A 24,045-nucleotide genomic window follows, 5' to 3' on the forward strand; every position below is an offset into this window, starting at 1 on the left:
GCGGCCACCCTAATCCGTCTACCGACTGAGCAGCCCGAAAGGAGCCGCCCGTGAAACTCGCAGATCTTGATGTCATCGTCACCGCGCCCCCCGCCCCCGGATGGGGCGGGCGCTACTGGATCTTGGTGAAAGTCACCACCAACACCGGCATCACAGGCTGGGGCGAATGCTACGCCTCCAGCGTCGGGCCACAGGCAATGACCCATGTGATCCGCGATGTGTTCGAGCGCCACATGGCCGGCACGAACCCCGAAGATATCGAGCTGATGTTCCGCCGCGTCTATTCCTCCGGCTTCACCCAACGCCCTGATCTAACGGTGATGGGCGCATGGTCCGGCTTGGAAATCGCCTGCTGGGACATCCTCGGCAAGGACCGTGACCGCCCCGTTCACGCCCTGATCGGCGGCAAGGTCAACGACCGCATTCGCGCCTATACCTACCTCTACCCCACCCGCGCGAGCCACACCTTGCCGGAGTTCTGGGTCACAACCGCCATGGCCGCCGAAAGTGCCGCCGATATGGTCGCCAAGGGCTACACAGCGGTGAAATTCGACCCCGCCGGCCCCTACACCATCCGTTCCGGCCATATGCCCGCGATGCGGGACATCTCCCGCTCCGTCGAATTTTGTGCCGCAATCCGTGAAGCGGTAGGCGACCGCGCCGACCTGCTGTTCGGCACCCACGGGCAATTCTCCACCGGCGGCGCATTGCGCATGGGCGCTGCCATCGCCCCCTATGACCCGCTTTGGTACGAGGAACCGATCCCGCCGGATACGCCCGAGGAACTGGCCCGCGTCAGCGCTGGCTTGACCATCCCCGTCGCCACTGGCGAGCGCCTGACAACGCGCGGCGAGTTCATGGCCGCGCTGCGGGCGGGCGTGTCGATCCTGCAACCGGCGCTCGGGCGTTCCGGCGGCATCTGGGAGAGCAAGAAGATCGCCACACTGGCCGAGGCCTTCAACGCGCAAATGGCGCCTCACCTCTACGCAGGCCCACTTGAGTGGGCGGCGAACGTGCAACTCGCCGCGTCGCTGCCCAACATCCTGATGGCCGAAACCATCGAAACCGATTTCCACAGCGCGCTGATCCGCAACGGGTTGCGGGTGGAAGGTGGCTACATTCCGGTGCCCGAGGGCGCAGGTCTTGGTATCGAGGTGGACGAAGCACTGGCCCGCGCGCATCCATATACCGGCGACGGCCTCCACCTTCAGGCACAAGAGGCACCCGTCAGCTATCACGAGGAAAACGTGTTCGAAGGCGGCGCCCCCTCAAAAACCTAAGCTGTTCGAAATCAGGATCCGCTAAGGAACGATCAATTCCACAAGCCCCGCAAGCTGGGTCTTGATGGTTTCACTGCGCCTGAGAATCTGCGAGCCAAGCTCCGCCGCCGCTTCCAGCCCCTGCCACTGAGCGGCATTCAGGCCCTCAACACGCGCCCGCGCGTCCGCTACCAACATCCCCCCGACGACAACCCCATGCACCTTGAACGGCACACGCGCAATATAGCCCAGCTCCACGCCCTGCCGGTCGAGATGCATCCCCTTGCGGATTTCCTCGTCCAGAAACTTGATTTCATGTTTCTGATACGGGTCAAACGGCCGCGGGCGATCAAGCACCACCTCCCGCACGGGGAAATTATAAACCCCAATCGAGAATAGCCGCTGTTCCGTGATCAGGTTGATCGAGGCAAACTGGCACTCCAGCATCTGCGCCGTCGCCGCGCACAATAGATCAAGCCGCTTGTCCCCCTGCGGGAACAGATGCACGATTTCGCTAAAATAACGGAGCCGCTGCGCGGCTGCAAAATCACGTTTCATAGTGGGATTTAACTCATTCTCACCGCACCGTCGGGCGGCGTCCCTTATCTCACAGCCACTTCAGCCAAGCCTAACAGCTGCGACCGGATGGCCATGCTTTCCGTTATGATCTCCGCTGCAAGCTCCGCAGCTGCCGAGCGGCCGCGTCACTGTGGTTCCGACAGTTATGTCACGCGCGGCATCTCAACACGACTGCATCACCTAAAATACGCTCTCTCCCATGCCTCTGTCAAAATCGCTACCGCACGATCAATTCCGCAAGTCCGGCCAAATGCGCCTTGATCACCGAACTGCGATTCAAAATCTTTTCGGCCAGCTCCGCAGCAGCCCGCATGCCCTCCCACTGCTGTTGCGCCAGTCCGTCCAACCGCGGTCGATGATCAAACACCACCAAGGAACCAACCGGCGTTCCATCAAGGAAAACGGGAACGCGGCAAACGTAATCGATAAAAAGGTTATGGCGATCACTATAAAATTCGTACCGTTGCGCGTCCGTGAGCGACCGCGATTCCAATTCCATGTCACCCAAAAATCTGCGAGGCCGATCTCGAGAAACTGTTCTGAAGGGGAGGCCATGCACGCCAAGAGCAAAAACCAGACTGCCTTCGCTGAGTGAAATCAGAGCCCCTTCACACTCCAGCAATCCAGCGATCGTTCTGCATAAAACATCAAGTCTCTCGATCCCATCGGGAAAGAGATCTCTAATTTCCTTAACATATTTTTCCCGCCGCAGTTCGGCTAAATCGTCATTCATCACACGCCCTCAACATACCAATCGTCGCTACGGAACGATCAGATTGGCAAGCCCAATGAGATTGGACCTGATCGCAGAACTTTGGGTCAAAATGCTCGACCCCAGCTCAGCCCCAGCGCGCAACCCTGCCCATTGCTTCTCGGTTAACACTTCCGCGCGTGGTTCGTCGTCAAACACAAACAATGACCCCACCGTGGTTGACCGCACTTTGAGCAGGACACTGGCAAGATATTCAATCGGCATTCCGTGCCTATCGACGTAAAGCCGTTGATGGTCCGCAACCGTGACCTTGCTCATTTCAATCTCTTCATCCGATACGAAATTCGGGCACCTGTCTCGCCTCACATTTCGGCCAGTGACACCGCAAGCGCCCACCGTGAAGTAAAGATCGTCGGTCGCAAGGCAGATTACCGAATGCAGACATGCGAAGCTTCCAGCAATAGTCTCACAGAGCTTATCGAGCCGGATGATACCGTTTGGGAAGAGCGCGATGATTTCTTCAAAATACCGTCGCCTTTGGGCCGCTGCTAAATCTTCCACGCCTTCAGCCCCACAAATAGACGATGCTCGCCTAACCAGCGGTTACAGGTTCCACAACCCGCCCAGCAATTCCCGAATACGCGCTTGCGTTTCCAGATAGTCTCCCGCCGTACACGCGAGCAATCTAAGCGCCTCCTTATGGTGCGCTGTGAATTCCTTCCGTGCAAGCATTACAGTCCCGAGATGCCCAACGATCTCGCTCCGCATCACGATTGGGGTTAAGATAAGATCGTCAAATGCGCCGATCACAGGCCACAGCGCCGCATGCTCATCAGCATTCGCGGCAGCCGGATAGCCGTCCTTAGCGACCGTCACATTGAATTCACGCGCCGCTTCACGTTTGGGCAAACCACTGCGCGCAACGACCCTCCATCCCTCGCTCCCCTCCAGCGCGAGGTAGCCGCCTTCAGCACCAACGATAACCGCGGCGAGATGCGCAAAATTCTCAAGCCGTTCATCGCAATTTGCGCCAATTGCACGCAATGCACGACGCGGCTGAAAATGCCTGTCGGTATAACCCATGACACGTCCCTGACATATTTTTGTTGACTATCAGCGCTAGCACCCTATTCCCTGCCCGCAAACGACCCATCAGAATATCTAAAATTCTCATATGGCGTAACCAAAGCTCCAAAGGTGTAACGGTGCCGGTCGGACCTTCCGCGATGGCAAGAACTTCCGGGATTGCAAGAATACGGCGCGGGCGAAGGAAAATGCGGCAGTTGCGAAAGATTATGCTGCAGGTGCGATATGCATAGGATGTGCATCAATTGTGCATAGGTTGTGCATCGCCCTTTTTAGCAAAAATGACCACTTTCTCTGCACCTGCAATCATGCCAATTTGCGGCAAATGGGAGGGACGCATGTTTGACTTTGCAATCATCGGCGGCGGCATCGCAGGCACCAGCGCGGCGGCGCGGCTGTCACATTTGGGGGGGGTGATTCTCCTCGAAGGCGAGGACTCGCTCGCCTATCACGCCTCCGGCAGATCCGCCGCTTTGTTCGAACGGAACTACGGCAAACCACCCGTCATTGCGCTCAACATGGCGAGTCTCGACTACCACCGTGATGCCAACGGCGGCGTGCTCTCTCCGCGCGGTTTGATGTTGGTCGGATCGGCCGAATTAGAGGACCGCTACACCGCCGATCTCACCCGCATGAGCCTGACCCCGATCACCGTCGAAGAGGCCCGTGCCTTCATCCCGATTCTTGACCCTTCGGTGGTCGACCGCGCCGCGTATGACGCCGAGGCATGGGACATCGACACCGACCGCCTAGTCCAGAATTTCGCAAAGGAAACAAGGGCTAACGGCGGAGAGGTCCGCACCAAAAGTGCGGTCACCGCGATCCGCCGGACGCCCTCTGGCTGGGTGCTGACCCTCAAGGACGGAGCAGAGATCGCGGCGCGAAATTTGGTCAACGCGGCTGGCGCGTGGGTCGATGTCGTGGCCGAAATGGCAGGCATCCCTCCGCTTGGCTTCACCCCCCTGCGCCGCTCGATGGCGCGGCTTCCCGCACCGGGGGGATTTGACGTGTCCTCATGGCCGATGGTCTTTGGCCCGGGAGAGGACTGGTACGCCAAACCCGACGCCGGCGCGCTCATCGTCTCCCCCGGAGAGGAGGACCCCAGCACCCCGCATGACGCCTTCGCCGATGACATGGTTCTAGCCGAGGGTCTGGCCCGGTATGAAGAATTCGTGACAGAACCGGTCACAAGGCTTCTGGCGAACTGGGCAGGCCTGCGCACCTTCTCCCCCGACCGCAACCTGGTCCTAGGCCCCTCCCCCCATGATGCACATTTCATCTGGTGCGCCGGCCAAGGCGGCTACGGCTTCCAAAGCGCCCCCGCCGCCAGCCAACTGCTCGCCGATCTGATCGCAGGAAGGCAGCCGGAACTTGATGCTCAAACGGTTTCCGCTCTGAACCCACAGCGCTTCAACCGCCAATAAAATAAGGGCGCCAGATCGCTCCGACGCCCCAATTCTAATCAGCGAGGAAGTTAGCCGTCTTTACGGATGACCTCGTTTTTGGGGTCATATGGGCTGTCCTGAACGATCTCGGCATCCCACAACTGACCCAGCATTTTGACCTGCAATTTGGTGCCAATTTCGCTGTGCTCAGGCTTCACATAACCCAAGCCAATCGACTTCTCGAAGTGCACCGAATACCCGCCAGAGGTCAGGCGCCCGACCCGCGTTCCATCTGTTGTATAGAGCGCTTCGCGGCCCCAAGGATCAGAATCAGCAGGTCCGTCGATCAGCAGCGTAACGCATTTCACGCGCACACCCGTTTCGACCAGTTTGTCCTTCCCGTGGAAGTCCTTCTCCAGATCAACGAAGCGCGGCAGATCCGCCTCCAACGGGGTCGCATCGCGCCCCAGCTCATTACCAAACGCACGATAGGATTTTTCCTGACGCAGCCAGTTCTGCGCCCGCGCACCGACCAGCTTCATGCCGTGCTTTTCACCAGCCTTTTCAAGCAGATCAAACAGGTAGTTCTGCATTTCGATCGGGTGATGAAGCTCCCAACCAAGCTCACCAGTATAAGCAACACGGATCGCGTTTACAGGGCACATGCCCAGCTCGATCTGACGGGCAGATAGCCAGGGGAAGCGCTTGTTGGAAAGCGCTGTTTCCGGGTCAGCGTCCTTGATGACTTCTTTCAATACATCGCGGGATTTCGGGCCTGCAATGGCGAAAACGCCCCATTGCGTCGTGACGTCCTGAATTTCGATGTAGCCGAATTCGTCCATCTTGTCTTCGGCGGCCTTGCACAGGAAGTCCGCGTCATACTCGGTCCAGGCACCGGCAGAGACGAGGTAATAGTTGTTCTCGCCATTACGCACGATGGTATATTCGGTGCGGGTCGTGCCGAATGCCGTCAAAGCATAGGTCAGGTTGATCCGGCCGACTTTGGGCAGCTTGTTGCAGGTAAACCAGTCGAGGAACTGCGTCGCGCCCGGTCCTTTGACAACATGCTTGGTAAAGGCCGTTGCGTCGATAAGGCCGACGCCGTTGCGGATCGCCTTCGCCTCTTCAACGGCATAATTCCACCAGCCCCCACGGCGGAAGCTGCGGGCATCATGATCGAAGTTCTCAGGCGCGTCAGTCGGGCCGTAATAATTGGGCCGCTCCCAACCATTAACCCAACCGAACTGAGCGCCGCGTGCCTTCTGGCGATCGTAGGCAGGCGCCGTGCGCAACGGGCGGCAGGCCTCGCGCTCTTCATCGGGGTGGTGCAGGATATAGACGTGCTCGTAGCATTCCTCATTCTTCCGCGCTGCAAACTCGGTGGTCATCCACGATTGCGAGTAGCGCTTCGGGTCGAGGCTCGCCATGTCAATCTCAGCTTCGCCATCGACCATCATCTGGGCAAGGTAATACCCCGTCCCACCGGCAGCGGTGATGCCAAATGAGAAGCCTTCAGCCAGCCACATGTTGCGCATTCCGGGCGCGGGGCCAACAAGCGGGTTGCCGTCCGGCGTGTAGCAGATCGGACCGTTAAAATCGTCCTTCAAGCCGCTTTCCTCGCACGACGGCACGCGGTGGATCATCGCCATATATTGATCTTCAATGCGCTCCAGATCGAGCGGGAACAAGTCCGCGCGGAAGCTATCGGGCACACCATATTCAAACACTGCCGGCGCACCGCGCTCATAGACGCCAAGGATCCAGCCACCACGCTCTTCACGCACATAGGACTGCGCATCAGCGTCACGCACAACAGGATGCTCCGCGCCCCCGCTCTGGCGGTACTTCACCAGCTCAGGGTCTTGATCCATGACGATAAACTGGTGCTCAACCGGGATCGCCGGCATCTTGATGCCCAACAGCTTCGCCGTCCGCTGGGCATGGTTGCCCGACGCGGTCACAACGTGCTCGGCGCTCACGACAATCTGCTCTTCACCCGCAACGAGGTTGCCGCCCTTTTCGACCATCTTGGTGAGCGTCACATCCCAGTGATCGCCCTTCCATTCGAAACCATCGGCCTGCCACTTCCGCTCAATCATCACACCCCGCTGGCGGGCGCCCTTAGCCATCGCCTGCGTCACGTCGGCAGGGTTAATATAGCCATCTGTGTTGTGGTAAATTGCGCCCTTCAGATCCTCGGTATTGATCAATGGCCAGCGTGCTTTGATCTCATCCGGAGTCAAAAATTCGTAGGAAACGCCGCAAGTTTCGGCGGTCGACGCATAGAGCCGGTATTCATCCATACGCTCGTCTGTCTGCGCCATACGCAGGTTCCCAACAACCGCGAAGCCCGCGTTCAATCCAGTTTCTTCCTCTAGCGTTTTGTAGAAATCGACCGAGTATTTGTGGATATGAGTTGTCGCGTAGGACATGTTGAACAGCGGCAAAAGCCCCGCCGCGTGCCAAGTGGAGCCAGAGGTCAGTTCATCACGCTCGATCAGCATCACATCATCCCAACCCGCCTTAGCGAGATGATAGGCGATCGATGTTCCAACGGCACCGCCGCCGACAACAAGAGCTTTGACTTGGGTTTTCATAGGGCCGACTCCATCAGGCGAATTTGACTGCAATCTGTCGAAATCCGAAATTTCGATCCCTTACCATCCGACATGTCAATGCACGAATGCGACAGCATGATGTTGTCCAGCGCCCGAATGCGCTTTATCAAACAGGCAAATCATCGCTCTGGGTCGCTCAATGCATATCAGCCGCACAATTTCCGATATTCGCGCAACCGTTGGTGCTTTCCGACAGGCAGGCGAATCCATCGGCCTCGTCACGACGATGGGCGCGCTACACGATGGCCACCTTGCGTTAATTTCCGAGGCCCGCGCAGCGCATGAACGCGTTATCGCTACGATTTTTGTCAATCCCACCCAATTCGGGAATGCCAGCGACCTCAAGAATTATCCGAGAACGGAAGCAAGCGACATCGCCAAGCTGGAGGCAGCTGGAACGGACGCTGTTTTCATACCTGAGAGCCGCGAAATATATCCCGACGGTGACGAAACTTTCGTCGAAACAGAGCGACTTGCAAATATGTTGCATGGCCTCGTCAGACCGGGCCACTTTCGCGGGGTGGCGACTGTCGTCGCCAAACTGTTTAATATCATTCAGGCCGATGCGGCCTATTTCGGTGAAAAAGACTACCAGCAACTACAGGTCATTCGGCGCATGGTCCGTGACCTGCATATACCCATCTCGGTGCGCGGCGTTACAACTGTCCGCGAGTCGGACGGGCTCGCGATGTCTTCGCGCAATGTGCGCCTTGCGCCCGAGGATCGGATAGCTGCCCGCGTCCTCAACAAGGCCCTTGAGAACGCGGAAGCCATCGTCAAAAACCGACCGGATGTCGCCACACTTACAAACGAAATCTCAGCAATGATCAGCGCGGAACCTCGCGCGCGCCTTGTTGGCATCGACATCACCGAAGCCACGACCCTCGCACCCCTTGCAGGACCGATCAACCAGCGGGTCGCCATAATGATTTCGGTTGCATTCGGCGAAGGTGACAACGAAGTTCTCCTCATAGACCAAAGGGAAATCGAACCATGAGCAGCCATCCCGAAAAAGTTCGCCGCACAACAGTTCCGGAGATCGCGCGGCGCAAAGGTGGCGAGCCGATTGTCTCCCTCACCTCCTATCACGCACACACCGCCGCGATTGTCGACCGCCACGCCGATTTCATTCTTGTGGGCGATAGCCTCGGCATGGTGATGCACGGTATGGAGAGCACCGTCGGTGTGCCGTTGGACCTCATGATCATGCACGGCAAGGCGGTCGTACGAGGCACGAAAAAGGCGCTGATCGTCGTTGATATGCCCTTCGGAGCCTATGAGGAAAGCCCGAATATGGCCTTCCGCAATGCTGCGAAGATCATGAAAGAAACTGGCTGCGGCGCCGTTAAGCTCGAAGGTGGTAAGCGCATGGCCGAGACCATTCGCTTTCTTGTAGAGCGCGGCATTCCTGTGATGGCCCATATTGGGCTCACGCCTCAGTCAAGCCATGTGCTTGGCGGCTTCAAGACCCAAGGTCGGGACGAAGACACTTGGGCAGATCACATGGCGGACGCTCATGCCGTTTCTGAGGCGGGCGCATTTTCAGTCGTTCTGGAGGGAATGGTAGAGCCGCTCGCTCGCAAGATCACCAACGAAATTGACATCCCAACGATCGGCATCGGTGCCAGCGTGGAGTGCGACGGACAAATCCTCGTGCTCGAAGACATGCTCGGCCTCAATCCATGGACTCCAAAATTCGTGAAAGTCTATGGCCAGTTGGGTCCGATGATCGAGGACTCCGTGCGGCGTTATGCCGAGGATGTCCGCAACCGTGCATTTCCTACGGATGACGAAGTTTATAAATAGCGCATTTTGATCGCTTAGATCATGCTTGGCACAACGAGGTCGGGCGGGCGGTGACCGTCCTCAAAGGTCTTGATATTGATCAAGACCTTCTCACCCATTTCGTTGCGCCCTTCGACTGTCGCCGATCCCATATGCGGCAAGAGCACGACATTCGGCAGCTCCCGCAAGCGCGGATTGATCTCGCTTCCATGTTCAAAAACATCGAGCCCCGCACCTGCGATCTCTCCGGCACGGAGCATGCGTGTCAAAGCGTTTTCGTCGATCACTTCTCCGCGCGAGGTATTCACGATAACTGCATCCGGTTTCATCAGCTTTAACCTGCGCGCGTTCATTAAATGGAATGTCGCTGGGGTGTGTGGGCAGTTGATCGACAAGATGTCCATACGGGCAACCATCTGATCGAGGCTTTCCCACCACGTCGCTTCAAGCTGATCTTCAACCTCGGGCCGCAACCTGCGTCGGTTGTGGTAATGAATACTCATACCAAAAGCCCGCGCCCGCTTTGCAACGGCTTGACCAATGCGCCCCATTCCCAAAATGCCGAGACGTCGCCCCGTGATCCGCCCGCCGAGAAACGCCGTTGGCGACCAACCGGCCCAATCACCAGTTTGCATCACCGCCAGCCCCTCAGGAATGCGGCGCGCCACCCCGAGGATGAGCGCCATGGTCATGTCAGCTGTGTCTTCCGTCACCACACCGGGCGTGTTCGAAACCAAAATGCCACGTTGCCGCGCAGTGTGTACGTCAATGTGGTCAACGCCTGCACCATAATTGGCGATCAACTTGAGGCGCTCACCCGCCTGCCCAAGTAATGGAGCGTCAATCGTGTCAGTCAGGGTCGGGACCAGCACATCAGCGTCTTTCAACGCATCAACCAGCTCCTCACGGGTCATCGGCCGGTCATCATCCCGCAGGCGCACATCAAACAGTTCCTTCATGCGCGTCTCAACTGCGTCGGGTAACCGTCGCGTCACGACAACACTTAGCTTCTTGCTTGGCATACGGAGCACTCCCTACCTTTGCTTCGACGTCGCATAATGTCAGATTGCCCCCAAGATAATCGGCTTACAAGGGGCGCACCCCGCAAGTCTCCAAGAAACAAAAAAACAAGTGATCGGTCAGGCATGATCCGTGTTCTATTACTGATAGTTGCGCTCGCTCTGCCTCTCAGCGCAACAGGGCAGGTATCCGAGCCTGTGGCGAACGGCGTCATGGGGGCAGATGGTGTTTTGCGCGGTCCCGAAACCAACCTCCCGATCCCGCGATTTGTTTCGCTCAAAGCTTCCGAAGCGAATGTTAGGCGCGGGCCATCTCTTTCGCACCGAATCGACTGGGTCTTCATGCGCGAAGGGATGCCGCTAAGAGTGATCGGAGAGTACGGCCATTGGCGCCGCGTCGTCGACAACGAGGGCGTTGGAGGCTGGATCCATTACTCGCTGATATCCGGCAAACGAACGGTGATGATTGCGTCCGAGGATACCTCGATCCTGATGCGGCCGGAGGCGAAAGCCCCAGCCAATGCTATTTTGGAGGTCGGCGTCGTTGCAGAGTTGAAAGAATGCAATCAAGACTGGTGCCTGATCGAAGCCGATGGCCATGACGGCTGGGCAGTCAAGAATGCTCTGTGGGGCGTAGACCAAACCGAAATCTTGGAATAGCCTGCGTCTTCAGGACAGGCGCATGACGACAACAAACACGAAACTCAATTTCTCGGCGGGATTATTATCAGTCGCAGTTGCCGCAACGCTCGTGCTGTTGAAGCTTTGGGCATTGAAGGAAACCGGCTCTCTTTCTGTTGCCGCCACCCTGATGGACTCTGCGCTAGATTTGATGATGTCTCTTAGCGGGCTCGCCGCAATCGCTTACGCGGCAAAACCGGCGGACGACGATCACGCGTTCGGCCACACATCGGCAGAAGACCTTGCCGCGTTGGCCCAATCCATTTTCATCTTGGGTTCCGCGATTGTGATTGCCTATCTGGCCGCCCAACGCCTTTTCGCAGGCGACGTCCCGCTCCCGCAGCAGGAAGAAAAGGGCATCGCTGTTATCGTTATCTCCATCATCCTGACGGGTGCTTTGGTGCTGTGGCAACGAAGCGTGGCGAAAAGAACCAAAAACAAAGTCGTCGAAGCGGATTGCCTTCACTACATTGGCGACTTGGTCCCCAATGTAGGCGCTATCCTTGCCTTGATTGCTTCGCGCACCTTGGGCATCGGTCAAGTCGACAGCGTCGTGGCAATTGCGGCCGCGCTTATCCTCGCGATTGGTGCGATTCGTATCGGCAGATCCGCGTGGGACGCCCTTATGGATCGCGCCGCCGACGACGAAACCATCGCTTCTATTTCAGAAATCGTAGGCGACTTTGATGGGGTCCACGGCTTTCATGACCTGAAAACGCGGAAAGCCGGCAGCCGCGTTTTCGTCAACTTGCATATCGAGCTGGATGGCGATCAGTCGCTCTTTGACGCGCACGAAATAGGCGCCGCTCTACGCCGCGCTATCGTGCGAGAGCACCCCAATGCGGATGTCCTGATCCACAAGGATCCGCGCGGCGCACCGCCGCATCCCGAAGATGAGCGCGTTAAGCCTCACTAGCCATCAAACCACGTCCGCGTAAAAGGGCCTCCACGCCCGGCATGCGGCCCCGAAAACGGGTGTAAAGTGCGCTTGCATCCTCGGATCCGCCTTTCGAGAGGATGTCTTCCTCCAGTTTCCGCGCCAAAGTGGGATCAAACGGATCACCAACCTCCTCAAAAGCCGCAAATACGTCAGCATCCATGACCTCGGACCACATGTAACTGTAGTAGCCGGAGGAGTAACCATCCCCTGAAAACACATGCGCGAAATGTGGTGTCGCATGGCGCATCCCGATCGCACGCGGCATCCCGATTTCCTCTAGCACTTCGGCCTGTTTTTGCATCGGGTCCGCTGGAGCCGGACCGTCATGAAACGCAAGGTCGACCAACGCAGAAGCAACGTATTCAACGGTTTGGAAGCCCATATCAAAAGTTGAAGCCGCGAGGAGCCTTTGCATCATTTCCTCAGGCAGCGGGGCATCTGTTTCGTAATGCCGAGCGAACTCCGATAGGACTTCGGGCACCTCCAGCCAATGTTCGAACAACTGGCTGGGCAGCTCGACGAAGTCTCGCGCAACGGAGGTGCCAGAGATTGACTCATAGATGACATCCGACAGCATTTGGTGCAGCGCATGGCCGAGTTCGTGAAACAGCGTGCGCGCATCGTCAAACGAAAGCAGCGAAGGCTCCCCCTGCGCGGGTTTGGCGAAGTTACACACATTCACGACAATCGGTCGAATATTTCCCGCAAGTTTTTGCTGGCTGCGCATCGCCGAACACCATGCGCCTGAGCGCTTCGATGCGCGCGCGAAATAATCACCGAGGAACAAAGCAACGTCTTGCCCATCGCGCGTGACTTTCCACGCACGCACATCCGGATGGTATTTCGGGACGTCGACCTCCTCGAATTGCAGGCCAAAAAGCCTGTGCGCACAAGCAAAAGCCGCAGCCAGCAAATTATCTAACTGGAAGAATGCCTTGAGCTCTGTTTCGTCAATGTCGTGAACCTTTTTGCGGGTGCGCTCGGCATAATAGCGCCAATCCCACGGCTCAAGCGGTCCAGTATAGCCGTCGGCAAGCAAAAGCTTGTCATATTCAGCAGCGTCCTTTTCCGCGGCGCGAACAGCAGGTCGCCAAACATCCATCAAAAGCGCTTTGGCCCTTTCGGGTTCCTCGGCCATTTCGGTTTCAAGTTTGTATTGAGCGAAGTTTTCGAACCCAAGTAACTGCGCACGTTCTTCCCGCAGGGACAGAATCTCTGCCGCCACCGCGCGGTTGTCTGTTTCGCCGCCATTCGCTCCTCGCGCCGTCCACGCTTCATACGCTTTCCGCCGGAGCGCGCGATCAGAACAGTATTGCAAGAAGGGGACGATAAGCGACCGAGACAGCGTCAAGACAGCGCCGCCCTCGCCGCGCTCTTCACCAACAGCCCGCGCGGCGGAAGCGACAAACCCGGGCAGCGAGGAAAGCGTCAAGTCACTCAATGGCATCGACCATGCGCGTTCATCGGCCAAAAGATTTTGAGTGAATTTCGTTCCCAATTCGGCCAGTCGCTTCTTAATATCGGCATGGCGCTTGGCTTCTGCGCCGGAAAGCTGCGCACCGGCACGAACAAAGCCACGCCTCGTCAGCATCAAAACGCGCTGCTGTTCGTCCGTTAAATCCAAACTGTCGCGTGTATCCCAAAGCGCTTCAATACGCGCGAAAAGTTTTGAATTCGATGCGATCTCGGAACTATATTCGGCCAGCATCGGCGAGAACTTTCGCGTAAATTCCTCGCGCGCGGGTGTGCTGTCTGCGCCCGCCAGAGCGTAGAAGGCTCCAAGAACACGACCGAGCAACTGATCGGCCAGTTCCAAAGCTTCGATTGTATTTTGAAAGCTGGGTACGTCATCGGCGTCAGAAATGGCACTCACCCGCGCCCTTGCCTCTACCAAAGCGACGTCTACCGCTGCCTCGAAATCTTTGTCGTCGATCCTGTCAAAAGGCGGCATACCGAATGGCGTCGCCCATTCTTCGAGCAATGGATTTGTCATCGCGTTACTTTCCAAGTTTTTCGTTTACGTCACCGCAAACGGGACAACTTTCTCTTGGCTTCAGCTTCATAATCCGGCTGTCGGCGTAGAGCGCGTCATAGATCATCATGCGCCCCAGCAGTCCCTCGCCAGCACCAGTGATAACTTTCACCGCCTCAACAGCCATAAGGCTCCCAATAACGCCTGGTAACGGACCAATAACCCCTGCTTCAGCACAAGTCGGCGCTAAGCCCTCTGCAGGGGCTTCAGGGAATATGCATTCGTAGCACGGCGTGCCCCGAGAGGGATCAAAAACGCTGATCTGCCCCTCCCACTGGCTGATCGCGGCGGCAACAAGCGGCTTGCCCGCCCTGACTGCGGTGCGGTTGACCAGATAGCGGGTTGCGAAGTTATCAGTGCCGTCAAGGATCAGGTCAAAATCCGCGAAAAGCTGTTCGCTGATCTCCTCGGTCAAACGGCGGTTGAAGGGCCACACGTCGATGAACGGGTTCAACTCTTTCAGCGCAACCTCGGCCGAATGCACCTTTGGCATCCCGATATGAGCGTCACGGTGAATGATTTGCCGTTGCAGGTTCGATCCGTCCACAACATCATCATCGATGATGCCGATCGTTCCCACACCAGATGCAGCAAGATACATCAAAGAAGGCGATCCCAAGCCTCCAGCCCCGATCACCAGCACCTTGGCGTCTTTCAAACGCTTCTGACCAAGCCCGCCCACCTCACGCAAGATCATATGGCGCGCATAGCGGTTGATCTCGGTTGCCGAGAAAGGCTCCGCTTTCGAAGGCACCGCCGCTTGCTCGGAGCGGTCTTGAGAAATGCGCGCGCGCAACCGCCGCAGGATTGTACGATATCCCATGATCAATATCGCGAATCCAATCAGCAGAAGCCAAAGCCGCGCGTCACCACCCGTGGCCTCGCGAAGCGGATTGCCTTCTGGCAAAACAAGCTGTGCGATGATCACTGCCGCAAGCAGTACCGCGATCATGATCCAACGCTGCCTTTTCGGCGCGCCAAGCCCCCAGCCCAGCGCCCAAATCGCGCCCATCATCGCCAAGACAACGATCATGCCGTCTCTTCCCTCACGCCAGTCGAGCCAAAGCCCCCTGCGCCGCGTTTGGTGTCGGTCAGGGTATCTGCGATCTCGAACTGCGCCTGCATCACCGGCGCAATAACGGCTTGTGCGATCCTGTCACCATGCTTGATAGAAACCGGCTCATCCCCATGATTGATCAGAACCACACCAACCGGCCCCCTGTAATCCGCATCAATTGTACCTGGACTGTTGAGAAGGGTGATCCCCTGCTTGAGCGCCAAACCCGATCTGGGCCTGAGCTGCATTTCGCACCCCTGCGGCAACTGAATTCTTATCCCTGTCGGCACAAGAACCCGCTCCCCTGGCGCGAGCCTAAGCCCGTCCTGCCGCTGTGACTCGTCAAGATTGGCCCGTAGATCCGCCCCTGCCGCCCACTCTGTCTCGTAGCGCGGCAACGGAACCAACGGGTCCGACCCTTCGATGCGTTCAACGAGTACCCGCAAACTCATGCTTTTTCTCCGCCAAACCGCTTGGCGATGCGCTCGACCAGCCGCTTTGCGACCTCTTCCTTTCGCATGCGGGGCCAATACTCCGGCGCGGCATCAGAAATAAGCACCACACTATTGTCAGTCCCGCCCATGATGCCTGTATCGGGAGACACATCGTTCGCCACGATCCAGTCGCACCCTTTTCTTGCGCGTTTCTGAGTTGCATTTTCCACGACATTTTCCGTTTCGGCTGCGAAACCCACAACAAGCTCCGGCCTGTTGCCCCCACGCGCTGAAACGCTTGCCAAAATGTCGGGGTTTTCAACGAAGGAGAGGCTGGGGATTTCGCCCTTAACTTTCTTCAGCTTCTGGGGTTGAGCAGTATCCACCCGCCAATCCGCAACCGCCGCCGCAAAAACACCAATATCAGCGGGGAGCGCCCGCGATACAGCAGCTTCCATTTCCCGAGCCGTTTCTACATTGATAACCTTAACGCCAGTTGGCGGAGCAATTGCGGCGGGGCCGGTCACGAAGGTAACACTCGCGCCTGCATCGCGCAGCGCGGCAGCAATTGCACTCCCCTGCGCGCCGGATGACCGGTTCGCGATGTAGCGCACGGGATCGATCGGTTCATGCGTCGGGCCAGAGGTCACAATCGCATGGCGTCCTGCCAATGGACCTGACGAGAATCGCGCTTCGATTGCCGCAAGTATCTCCATTGGCTCGGACATCCTGCCAGGCCCGTATTCACCACAAGCCATGTCCCCCTCGTTGGGGCCGATGAACGCGATACCATCTGCGCGGAGTGTCTCAAGATTTCGCTGCGTCGCGGGGTGTTCCCACATACGCACATTCATCGCCGGCGCAACGATCACAGGCGTGTCGGTCGCAAGCAGCAGGGTCGAGGCAAGATCATTGGCCAATCCATGAGCCATCTTTGCCAACAAATCCGCAGTCGCAGGCACGACAACAACTAGGTCAGCCGAGCGGGAAAGCTGTATATGCCCCATTTCCGCCTCTGCGCCCAAGTCGAATAATGCTTGGTGGACGGCCTCTCCCGCCAGCGCTGAAACGCTCATTGGCGTCACAAATTCAGCAGCCGCGCCCGTCATGACTGGTGTAACAGCCGCACCGCGCTCACGCAGGCGCCTGATCAGCTCCAATGTCTTATAGGCGGCAATCCCGCCGCCTATAATCAAAAGGATACGTTTGTCTTTTAGCATGGTCGTTCCACCTACTGTTCGCTTTGACATTAGGCAGAAGCTGCGCCATGGGCAATCAAGTCGCGCCGAGCGTTATTAGCTCAGAGAAAGACCCGAATTTCGCGGTTCTGACCCTCAAGCGCCTTGCGCATCTTATTGAATGCTGCCGCTTCGAGTTGCCGCACCCGCTCTTTTGAGAGGCCCAGTTCGATCCCCAAGCTTTCCAACGTTCGCGCTTCCTCGCGCAGCTTGCGCTCTCGCACAATGAAACGTTCACGCTCATTCAGGCCTGCGAGCGCTTGTGATAGCCATTGCCGCAGAGTCTCGTTATCGTGGTTGTTTTCCACATACTCGCTGGCTTGCTCGCAATCATCTTCAAGCGCATCGATCCATTCACGCCCGTCTTCATCGGTTGACTGCGTCGCATTGAGCGAAAAGTCGGAGCCGGAAAGACGCCCCTCCATCATTTCGACATCCGCCAGCGGCACACCGATTTCAACAGCAATCCGCTTGTGGAGTTCATGGCGCTCAAGCGTTTCGCCAACCGCCGCAGCTTCTCTCTCTAGCCGTGCCTGAACGCGGCGCATGTTGAAGAACAGCGACTTCTGAGAACTGGTCGAACCGGTGCGAACCATTGACCAGTTCCGCATCACATAGTCCTGAATGGATGCCTTGATCCACCAAACGGCATAAGTCGAAAAACGCACTCCACGATCAGGATCGAACTTATCCGCTGCCTTCATCAAACCAAGTGATGCTTCTTGGATCAGGTCGTTCATCGGTGCGCCGTAGCGCTTGAACTTCGCGGCCATCGAGATCGCCAAGCGCATGTAGGCTTTGATCAAACGGTGCAAGGCCTGCTCGTCACGATTATCGCGCCACGCATAGGCAAGTGCCAGCTCGGTTTCAGCATCGAGCAATTCCGCTTTCATCGCCTTGCGCGACAAGTTGTGATCGAAACTTCCGTCCAGTGCCATTCCGTCTTTCTCCCATCAGGAACGCGTTCTAGCGTTTATTGTTGTCTCGTAATGTCCTACGCAGTGTGTCGGAAAGCGGATCACTTTGAGGTGCGGGAATGGATCTAGCAGGGCTAACACTCGTCATCGGGGGCGCCGCCTCTGGCAAATCCCGCATCGCGGAAGAAATGATAAAAGCGTCGGGTCGCCCAAAGATTTACGTCGCTACTGCGCAGATATTCGATGACGAGATGGCCGAAAAAGTCCGCACCCATCGCCGCCAGCGCGGTGCTGACTGGACGACACATGAAGCACCACTTGATCTGCCTGCGGCCCTCGCAACCGTGCAAGAGGATCAAGCCATACTTATCGATTGCCTGACGCTCTGGCTCACGAACCATATCCTCGCAGAAAGTGATATCGAGGCCGAGACAAAAAAACTCTTCGCCGCCATAGACGCCTGCCCAGCACCCATCGTTCTCGTAACAAACGAAACCGGTGGAGGCATCGTACCTGAAAACGCGCTTGCCCGGCGTTTCCGCAATGCGCAGGGGCGGCTTAATCAGGCAATGGCAGCAAAGGCGGAACGGGTCATCGCGGTAATTGCGGGACTTCCACTGACGTTGAAGGACATTTCCGCATGATCCGTCTGTGGTTCGTCCGGCATGGGCCAACCGGCATCAAGGCTATGGTCGGTTGGTCTGACCCTCCGGCAATTCTCGATGACCGCCCCGCGCTTGACCGTCTTTCATCATTTCTGCCGGACAAAGCGTCCGTGGTTTCTTCAGATTTGCAACGCACTGTGCAAACCGCCGACGCCATCTGCAATGGCCGCCCGCGCTTGCCGCACGATGCCGGACTACGCGAAATCTATTTCGGCGCGTGGGAGATGTGTGATTTTGCAGAAATCGAAAGCAAAGACCCCCAGCGCATCCGTGCCTTTTGGGAGCGACCCGGTGACATCGCACCGCCTGACGGCGAAAGTTGGAACCAAACCAGCCAACGGGTTTCGGTCGCCGTGGACAAGTACGTTGCCCGCGGGGATCGCGACCTCATCATCGTTTGCCACTTCGGCGCGATTCTCTCTCAACTTCAGCGCGCGACCGGAAAGTCAGCCTATGAGACTTTCGCACAGCCCATCGCCAACTTGTCTGTCACCCGCATCGATTGCACGCCCGAGGGATGGTCAGCACCGCTGGTCAACCACCTCCCCTAGGTTATTAACCTCTCGGAAACCATGACCGGTTAACCAAGATCCCATCAATCCGGAGGGGTCATGGTTTCGCGTGCATATACGGTCGCGTTCGAAGGCATTGATGCCCGCGTGGTTGAGGTTCAGTGCTCGCTGAGCCCGGGCATCCCTAACTTCTCTATCGTGGGCCTGCCCAATAAATCTGTATCGGAAGCACGCGAACGCGTGCGCGCAGCCCTCGGCGCCCTGTCCATAGGACTTCCCGCAAAACGGATCACGATCAACCTCTCGCCCGCGGATTTGCCTAAGGATGGTTCCCATTACGACCTTCCCATCGCACTCTCCTTGCTCGGCGCGATCGGGGCAATCGACAGCAGCGAACTGGATAAGATCCTCTCTCTGGGCGAGCTTTCTCTGGACGGCCGCTTGGTCGCCGTGTCAGGCGCTTTGCCTGCCGCTATGGCCGCCGCCGAACGCAGCCTCGATTTGATCTGTCCTCAAGAATGCGGGCATGAGGCCGCATGGGTTGGCGGAACGAGGATACTCGCGCCGGAGTCACTATTGGCCATTGTACAACATTTCAAAGGGCGCCGCCCCCTCGCTGCTGCACAACCGAAAGAAATCACCGACAACGCCGCCCATAACGACTTGCAAGATGTCAAAGGACAAGAAAGGGCGAAGCGCGCGCTGGAAATTGCCGCCGCAGGGCGTCACCATTTGCTCATGGTCGGCCCACCGGGTTCTGGCAAATCCATGCTGGCGGCGCGCATGGCAGGCTTGTTGCCGGATCTCAAGCCGCATGAGGCGCTTGAAACTTCCATGGTCCATTCCATTTCGGGCCTACTCGAAAACCAAGGCATTACACGCACCCGCCCCTTTCGCGCACCGCACCACACAGCGTCGATGGCCGCAATCGTCGGCGGCGGTCGCGGCGCCAAACCCGGGGAGATCAGCCTCGCGCACAACGGTGTCCTCTTCATGGACGAATTTCCGGAATATGCCCGCACCGTGCTCGAGACACTCAGACAGCCGATTGAAGAAGGTCACGTCACTGTCGCGCGGGCAAATGCGCATGTGCGCTATCCCAGCCGCTTTTTGCTCATTGCGGCTGCAAACCCTTGCCGCTGCGGGCACATGACTGACGCGAGCAAGGCCTGTGGTCGCGCACCCATTTGCGGCGCCGACTACCTTGGCCGGATCTCTGGCCCGCTGCTTGACCGGTTTGACCTACGAGTCGAAATTCCGCCCGTGTCATTCACTGATTTGCAAACTGCGCGATTAGGCGAGCCCAGCGCCGCGGTGAGAGCCCGCGTCGCTGCCGCCCGCGCCATGCAGGAAAAACGCTTCACATCCCATTCAGACATTCATCAAAACGCAGATGCGGAGGGAAAGTTGCTCGACGCGATTGCCCCGCTGAATTCAGAAAGCAAAAACTACCTCAGTCGCGCAGCTGACAAATTCGGCCTTTCCGCCCGCGGCTACCATCGCGTTTTGCGGGTGGCGCGCACCATTGCCGATCTTGCCGCGCAAGAGCATATCTCCCGCGATCATATCGCCGAGGCAGTCAGTTTCCGTCTGATCAATGCGCGGGGCTAGTCCGCAGCAGCCAACCTACGGGAAATTGCGTCCCAGATCGCACCAGCAACATTGATCCCATCGAAGCGTTCAAGTTCCTGAATGCCCGTGGGCGATGTGACGTTAATTTCCGTTAGCCAGTCGCCGATTACGTCGATACCCACAAATATCTGCCCTTTTTCGCGCAAAAGCGGCCCAATCCGTTCGCAGATTTCCATGTCGCGCGGTGTCAGATCAACCTTTTCCGGCCGGCCACCAACGTGCATATTGGAGCGCGTCTCACCCTTCGCCGGAACACGGTTGATCGCGCCGATCGGCTCACCATCGATTAGGATTACACGCTTGTCGCCCGCGGATACAGCGGGCAGGAACTTCTGCACAATCAAAGGTTCGCGACTGATTCCCGTGAACATTTCATGCAGCGACGCCAGATTCCCATCTGTCTGATTAAGCTTAAACACCCCAGCCCCGCCATTCCCGTAAAGAGGTTTCAGGATGATATCGCCGTGACGATCGCGGAATTCACGCAACATCTGAAGATCGCGCGCGATCATCGTCGGCGGGGTCAAATCGGGGAAATCGAGGACCAGAAGCTTCTCAGGATAATTGCGAACCCAGAAAGGGTTGTTAACCACCAGCGTATAGGGCGCCAACCTGTCGAGAATATGCGTCGTGGTGATATATCCCATATCGAAGGGAGGATCTTGGCGCAGCCAAACCACGTCGAAATCACTGAGATCGACTGTTTCTTCGTCACCAAGGCTGAAATGATCCCCGTGCTGTCGCCGTACCGAAAGCGGCCATCCCCGCGCGACAACACGCCCCTCGTCATAGGCCAGATTATCGGGGGTGTAATAGAACAGCTCGTGCCCGAGAGCCTGCGCCTCCTCTGCAATTCTGAAGGTGCTGTCTGCGTCGATATTGATCGCACCGATCGGGTCCATCTGAAAAGCGATTTTCAAGGGCATGTCTTCACCTAGTTCTGCATTCACCTCCGTGAACTAGTCGCTCTGAAAGGCTTTTGCCAGAGAGCAATCGGCAAATGCCCAAATCACAAAAGGGCATTTTCGACGATCCGAATTTGCATCTCTTGATTGACCAACGCGACATCGAAGCGGGCCGCGACCAAAGACGAGCCAAAATGCGCCTCCAGAAACTCCTCTCCGGCATTCACAAGCCGCTTAATTTGACGGGTGTGCAACGCGGCGAGCGCGCGCTCATGCGTTGCACTGGCTTTGACCTCTACAAAGATCACCTCCTCCATCTGGAAGACAAGGTCTATTTCCCCGGATTTGCCCCGCCACCGCTCGGCAAGTAGCCTGCCCCCAAGTCGCGCAAAATGATCAACAACCGCCTTTTCCGCGAACATTCCCCGCAGGTGGTTGCGAGCCCCTCTTATTGTTTTTTGCTGAGCGACAGGGCAACTTGATATACTTGTCGCCTTGGCAGCCCCATTGCCCCCGCAACCGCCGTCGCCGCGTCTTTGACCCGCATAGTCAGCAATGCCTCTTCCAGCGCGGTTGTCACGTCTGCCTCCGATACCGTCTCCTCCTCGGCTCTGCCCACAAGTACGACGAATTCGCCTTTGTGCTTAAGGTTATCGAGATCAGCCACAAGCGTTTCCAGCGTACCGCGCCGGACTTCCTCAAACTTCTTGGTCAGTTCACGGCAAATTGCAGCGGGCCGGTTTCCACCCAATATTTCGGCGGCGCACCTTAACATTTCATCAACGCGCTTCGGCGATTCGTAGAAAACGAGTGTCGCAGCAACATTTCGCAATTCGGCAAGCTCACTTTCCCGTTGCGCATTTGACGCAGGAAGGAACCCAACAAAATGGAACCTGTCAGTTGGCAAGCCGGACACCGTCAGCGCCGTTACTGCAGCTGACGCGCCGGGCACGGCTGTGACCGATAACCCTTCAGCGATGGCCGCTCTCCCCAGCTCAAAGCCCGGATCCGCGATCATTGGTGTCCCCGCTTCGGAAACATAGGCGAGTGACTTTCCTTCCCGCATCAGCGCGATCAAGCCCTGTACGCCCGTATCACCGGAATGGTCGTGATGGGCCATGACCGGCCGCCCCGCGAGCGGCAAACCGTGGATCTCCATCAACTTTCGCGCCGTGCGCGTGTCCTCAGCCGCGATCAAATCCGCCGAGGCGAGAACATCCAACGCGCGCAACGTGATGTCGCGGGCACTTCCGATTGGCGTCGATACAAGATAAAGACCGGGAGAAAGAGGCTTGGTTTCAATTTTCATAATTGGACCTTATGCTTTGCCGACCGCCCTGTAACATGCTCTTGTTTCACGGCATACCGAAACCGCCATATGACCGGAGGCGAACCGAGTAATGTATTCTCGTCTGACCAGCACCCGCCGCGCCATCTTAATGGGCTTTTCAATTCTGGCGATGGCTGTCTTGGCCAGTTGTGTCGCATCCGTCCCCTCGGGAAGCAATACCGGTCAGCGGATCAACGCAGGCGAGCCTGTCGAGGTTGCCCTTCTTGTTCCGGGAGGGAGCCTGTCTGAAGCTGACAACTTCCTCGCAACCAACCTTGAAAACGCCGCACGCCTTGCCATTGCCGATCTGAACGGTGTGGCCATTGAACTGCGCGTCTATAATACCAGCGCAGACGCAGAAACCGCGGCACAGGCCGCGCGACAAGCGGCCAACGACGGGGCAAAGATTATCCTCGGCCCGCTCTATGCCGAAGCCGCGAACGCAGCAGGCGTCGCCGTGGCCGCCCGCAACGTGAACGTTTTGGCTTTTTCCAACAATACGTCGATTGCAGGCGGTAACGTCTTTATTCTCGGGCAGACCTTCCTCAACACTGCCAACCGCCTCGTACGCTTCGCAACAGCAACGGGCTCAAGCAATTACATGATCTTGCACGGAGACGATTTGCAGGGCGCTTTCGGTCGTGACGCAATTGAAACCGCCATCCGACGCAATGGCGCGACGATCTCCAGTATCGAAAGCTATCCGCTTTCGCAGCAGGCCATCGTTGATCGTGCGCCAGAAATTGCTGACGCCGCCGAACTCACCTTTACCGATACGGTCTTCATGACCGCCGGCGTCAACGCGGACCTCCCGATTGTCGCAACAGTCCTGCCTGAGCGTGGACTTTCTTCTGAGACGGTGCGCTACATCGGACTCACACGCTGGGACGCAGCGCCGCAACTCCTTGCCTTGCCTGCCCTTCAAAATGGCCTGTTTGCCGTACCAGACGCGCAAATGTCCGCGCTTTTTGAGGCCCGTTACGAGGCCACATTTGGCGCGACCCCGCACCCTCTCGCGGGATTGGCATATGACGGGATCGCTGCAATTGGTGCGCTTGTCGCCACGGGAAAGAGCGATGCCCTAACGGCTTCTTCGCTGACGCAGGCGCAGGGCTTTCAGGGCACTTCCGGCATTTTCCGCTTCCTACCCGACGGCTCTAACGAACGCGGCCTTGCGGTTGCAACTGTAGAAAACAATCAGGTTGTCATCCTTGACCCAGCACCCAGAAGTTTCGGACGCGCCGGTTTCTGAAGGCGTC

Annotated in this window: 24 protein-coding genes; 10 read left to right on the forward strand and 14 right to left on the reverse strand. The window is 57.6% G+C overall.

Features of this window, described 5'->3' with window-relative positions; all coding sequences use genetic code 11:
* Positions 1 to 50 precede the first annotated feature (50 nt).
* Positions 51 to 1,280: a mandelate racemase/muconate lactonizing enzyme family protein gene (locus AB1E42_RS11465; RefSeq protein WP_368344375.1), complete on the forward strand. Its 1,230-nt coding sequence runs from the start codon at positions 51 to 53 to the stop codon at positions 1,278 to 1,280.
* Between the two features lie 21 nt (positions 1,281 to 1,301).
* Here the strand turns inward: AB1E42_RS11465 and AB1E42_RS11470 are convergent, their stop codons facing one another.
* The 4 genes from AB1E42_RS11470 to AB1E42_RS11485 all read right to left on the reverse strand — a co-directional run bounded on the left by AB1E42_RS11470 (position 1,302) and on the right by AB1E42_RS11485 (position 3,633).
* Positions 1,302 to 1,817 carry a hypothetical protein gene (locus tag AB1E42_RS11470; RefSeq protein ID WP_368344376.1) on the reverse strand — a complete coding sequence of 172 codons (516 nt, stop codon included), beginning with the start codon at positions 1,815 to 1,817 and terminating at the stop codon, positions 1,302 to 1,304.
* Between the two features lie 238 nt (positions 1,818 to 2,055).
* Positions 2,056 to 2,574, reverse strand: coding sequence for a hypothetical protein (locus tag AB1E42_RS11475; protein WP_368344377.1), 519 nt, complete (start codon positions 2,572 to 2,574; stop codon positions 2,056 to 2,058).
* A gap of 24 nt (positions 2,575 to 2,598) precedes the next feature.
* Positions 2,599 to 3,111, reverse strand: a complete 513-nt coding sequence (locus AB1E42_RS11480) for a hypothetical protein (protein ID WP_368344378.1) — start codon at positions 3,109 to 3,111, stop codon at positions 2,599 to 2,601.
* A 42-nt stretch (positions 3,112 to 3,153) separates the two neighbouring features.
* On the reverse strand, positions 3,154 to 3,633 hold the full coding sequence (locus AB1E42_RS11485) for a hypothetical protein (protein ID WP_368344379.1): 480 nt from the start codon (positions 3,631 to 3,633) through the stop codon (positions 3,154 to 3,156).
* Positions 3,634 to 3,974: 341 nt separating this feature from the next.
* Between AB1E42_RS11485 and AB1E42_RS11490 the strand changes: the two genes are divergently transcribed.
* The gene (locus AB1E42_RS11490) at positions 3,975 to 5,060 is read left to right on the forward strand and encodes an NAD(P)/FAD-dependent oxidoreductase (protein ID WP_368344380.1); all 1,086 of its coding nucleotides are present in this window, start codon (positions 3,975 to 3,977) and stop codon (positions 5,058 to 5,060) included.
* Positions 5,061 to 5,110: 50 nt separating this feature from the next.
* On the opposite strand, the gene AB1E42_RS11495 is transcribed toward AB1E42_RS11490, so the two are convergent.
* Positions 5,111 to 7,618 (reverse strand): FAD-dependent oxidoreductase, encoded by a 2,508-nt coding sequence (locus AB1E42_RS11495; protein ID WP_368344381.1) that lies wholly within the window; start codon positions 7,616 to 7,618, stop codon positions 5,111 to 5,113.
* Between the two features lie 160 nt (positions 7,619 to 7,778).
* On the opposite strand from AB1E42_RS11495, the gene panC reads away from it, so the two are divergent.
* Positions 7,779 to 8,636: a pantoate--beta-alanine ligase gene (gene panC, locus AB1E42_RS11500; protein ID WP_368344382.1), complete on the forward strand. Its 858-nt coding sequence runs from the start codon at positions 7,779 to 7,781 to the stop codon at positions 8,634 to 8,636.
* A complete protein-coding gene (gene panB, locus AB1E42_RS11505) occupies positions 8,633 to 9,445 on the forward strand; it encodes a 3-methyl-2-oxobutanoate hydroxymethyltransferase (RefSeq protein WP_368344383.1) in 813 nt (270 codons plus the stop codon). Before panC ends, panB begins: the two co-directional genes overlap by 4 nt.
* Positions 9,446 to 9,459: 14 nt before the next feature.
* Here panB and AB1E42_RS11510 read toward each other — a convergent pair whose 3' ends face one another.
* On the reverse strand, positions 9,460 to 10,446 hold the full coding sequence (locus AB1E42_RS11510) for a 2-hydroxyacid dehydrogenase (RefSeq protein WP_368344384.1): 987 nt from the start codon (positions 10,444 to 10,446) through the stop codon (positions 9,460 to 9,462).
* 123 nt (positions 10,447 to 10,569) lie between these two features.
* On the opposite strand from AB1E42_RS11510, the gene AB1E42_RS11515 reads away from it, so the two are divergent.
* Positions 10,570 to 11,103, forward strand: coding sequence for an SH3 domain-containing protein (locus tag AB1E42_RS11515; protein WP_368344385.1), 534 nt, complete (start codon positions 10,570 to 10,572; stop codon positions 11,101 to 11,103).
* Positions 11,104 to 11,125: 22 nt separating this feature from the next.
* Positions 11,126 to 12,040 carry a cation diffusion facilitator family transporter gene (locus tag AB1E42_RS11520; protein WP_368344386.1) on the forward strand — a complete coding sequence of 305 codons (915 nt, stop codon included), beginning with the start codon at positions 11,126 to 11,128 and terminating at the stop codon, positions 12,038 to 12,040.
* Here the strand turns inward: AB1E42_RS11520 and AB1E42_RS11525 are convergent.
* From AB1E42_RS11525 to AB1E42_RS11545, 5 genes are all read right to left on the reverse strand, one after another.
* On the reverse strand, positions 12,027 to 14,057 hold the full coding sequence (locus tag AB1E42_RS11525; RefSeq protein ID WP_368344387.1) for a M3 family metallopeptidase: 2,031 nt from the start codon (positions 14,055 to 14,057) through the stop codon (positions 12,027 to 12,029). The genes AB1E42_RS11520 and AB1E42_RS11525 overlap by 14 nt on opposite strands.
* 4 nt (positions 14,058 to 14,061) lie before the next feature.
* Positions 14,062 to 15,129 carry a ThiF family adenylyltransferase gene (locus AB1E42_RS11530; protein ID WP_368344388.1) on the reverse strand — a complete coding sequence of 356 codons (1,068 nt, stop codon included), beginning with the start codon at positions 15,127 to 15,129 and terminating at the stop codon, positions 14,062 to 14,064.
* Positions 15,126 to 15,605 carry a dUTP diphosphatase gene (gene dut, locus AB1E42_RS11535; RefSeq protein WP_368344389.1) on the reverse strand — a complete coding sequence of 160 codons (480 nt, stop codon included), beginning with the start codon at positions 15,603 to 15,605 and terminating at the stop codon, positions 15,126 to 15,128. The genes AB1E42_RS11530 and dut overlap by 4 nt, the downstream gene beginning before the upstream one ends.
* Entirely contained in the window at positions 15,602 to 16,807 is a 1,206-nt protein-coding gene (gene coaBC, locus AB1E42_RS11540) for a bifunctional phosphopantothenoylcysteine decarboxylase/phosphopantothenate--cysteine ligase CoaBC (RefSeq protein WP_368344390.1), read from the reverse strand. The genes dut and coaBC overlap by 4 nt, the downstream gene beginning before the upstream one ends.
* 80 nt (positions 16,808 to 16,887) lie before the next feature.
* Entirely contained in the window at positions 16,888 to 17,763 is an 876-nt protein-coding gene (locus tag AB1E42_RS11545) for an RNA polymerase factor sigma-32 (protein WP_368344391.1), read from the reverse strand.
* Between the two features lie 98 nt (positions 17,764 to 17,861).
* Between AB1E42_RS11545 and cobU the strand changes: the two genes are divergently transcribed.
* Genes cobU through AB1E42_RS11560 form a run of 3 tightly spaced genes read left to right on the forward strand, consistent with a single transcriptional unit; the run spans position 17,862 to position 20,530 of the window.
* Positions 17,862 to 18,386, forward strand: a complete 525-nt coding sequence (gene cobU, locus AB1E42_RS11550) for a bifunctional adenosylcobinamide kinase/adenosylcobinamide-phosphate guanylyltransferase (protein ID WP_368344392.1) — start codon at positions 17,862 to 17,864, stop codon at positions 18,384 to 18,386.
* A complete protein-coding gene (locus tag AB1E42_RS11555; RefSeq protein ID WP_368344393.1) occupies positions 18,383 to 18,958 on the forward strand; it encodes a histidine phosphatase family protein in 576 nt (191 codons plus the stop codon). Before cobU ends, AB1E42_RS11555 begins: the two co-directional genes overlap by 4 nt.
* Positions 18,959 to 19,018: 60 nt before the next feature.
* Positions 19,019 to 20,530, forward strand: coding sequence for a YifB family Mg chelatase-like AAA ATPase (locus AB1E42_RS11560; protein ID WP_368344394.1), 1,512 nt, complete (start codon positions 19,019 to 19,021; stop codon positions 20,528 to 20,530).
* Here AB1E42_RS11560 and gshB read toward each other — a convergent pair.
* From gshB to rsmI, 3 genes are all read right to left on the reverse strand, one after another.
* Positions 20,527 to 21,477 (reverse strand): glutathione synthase, encoded by a 951-nt coding sequence (gene gshB, locus AB1E42_RS11565; protein WP_368344395.1) that lies wholly within the window; start codon positions 21,475 to 21,477, stop codon positions 20,527 to 20,529. The genes AB1E42_RS11560 and gshB overlap by 4 nt on opposite strands.
* An 83-nt stretch (positions 21,478 to 21,560) precedes the next feature.
* A complete protein-coding gene (locus AB1E42_RS11570; RefSeq protein WP_368344396.1) occupies positions 21,561 to 21,878 on the reverse strand; it encodes a YraN family protein in 318 nt (105 codons plus the stop codon).
* 26 nt (positions 21,879 to 21,904) lie between these two features.
* Positions 21,905 to 22,765, reverse strand: coding sequence for a 16S rRNA (cytidine(1402)-2'-O)-methyltransferase (gene rsmI / locus AB1E42_RS11575; protein WP_368344397.1), 861 nt, complete (start codon positions 22,763 to 22,765; stop codon positions 21,905 to 21,907).
* Between the two features lie 91 nt (positions 22,766 to 22,856).
* Between rsmI and AB1E42_RS11580 the strand changes: the two genes are divergently transcribed.
* Positions 22,857 to 24,038 carry a penicillin-binding protein activator gene (locus AB1E42_RS11580; RefSeq protein ID WP_368344398.1) on the forward strand — a complete coding sequence of 394 codons (1,182 nt, stop codon included), beginning with the start codon at positions 22,857 to 22,859 and terminating at the stop codon, positions 24,036 to 24,038.
* Positions 24,039 to 24,045 lie beyond the last annotated feature (7 nt).

It is taken from the genome of Pelagovum sp. HNIBRBA483 (genome assembly GCF_040931995.1).
Taxonomy (GTDB): domain Bacteria; phylum Pseudomonadota; class Alphaproteobacteria; order Rhodobacterales; family Rhodobacteraceae; genus JAEPMR01.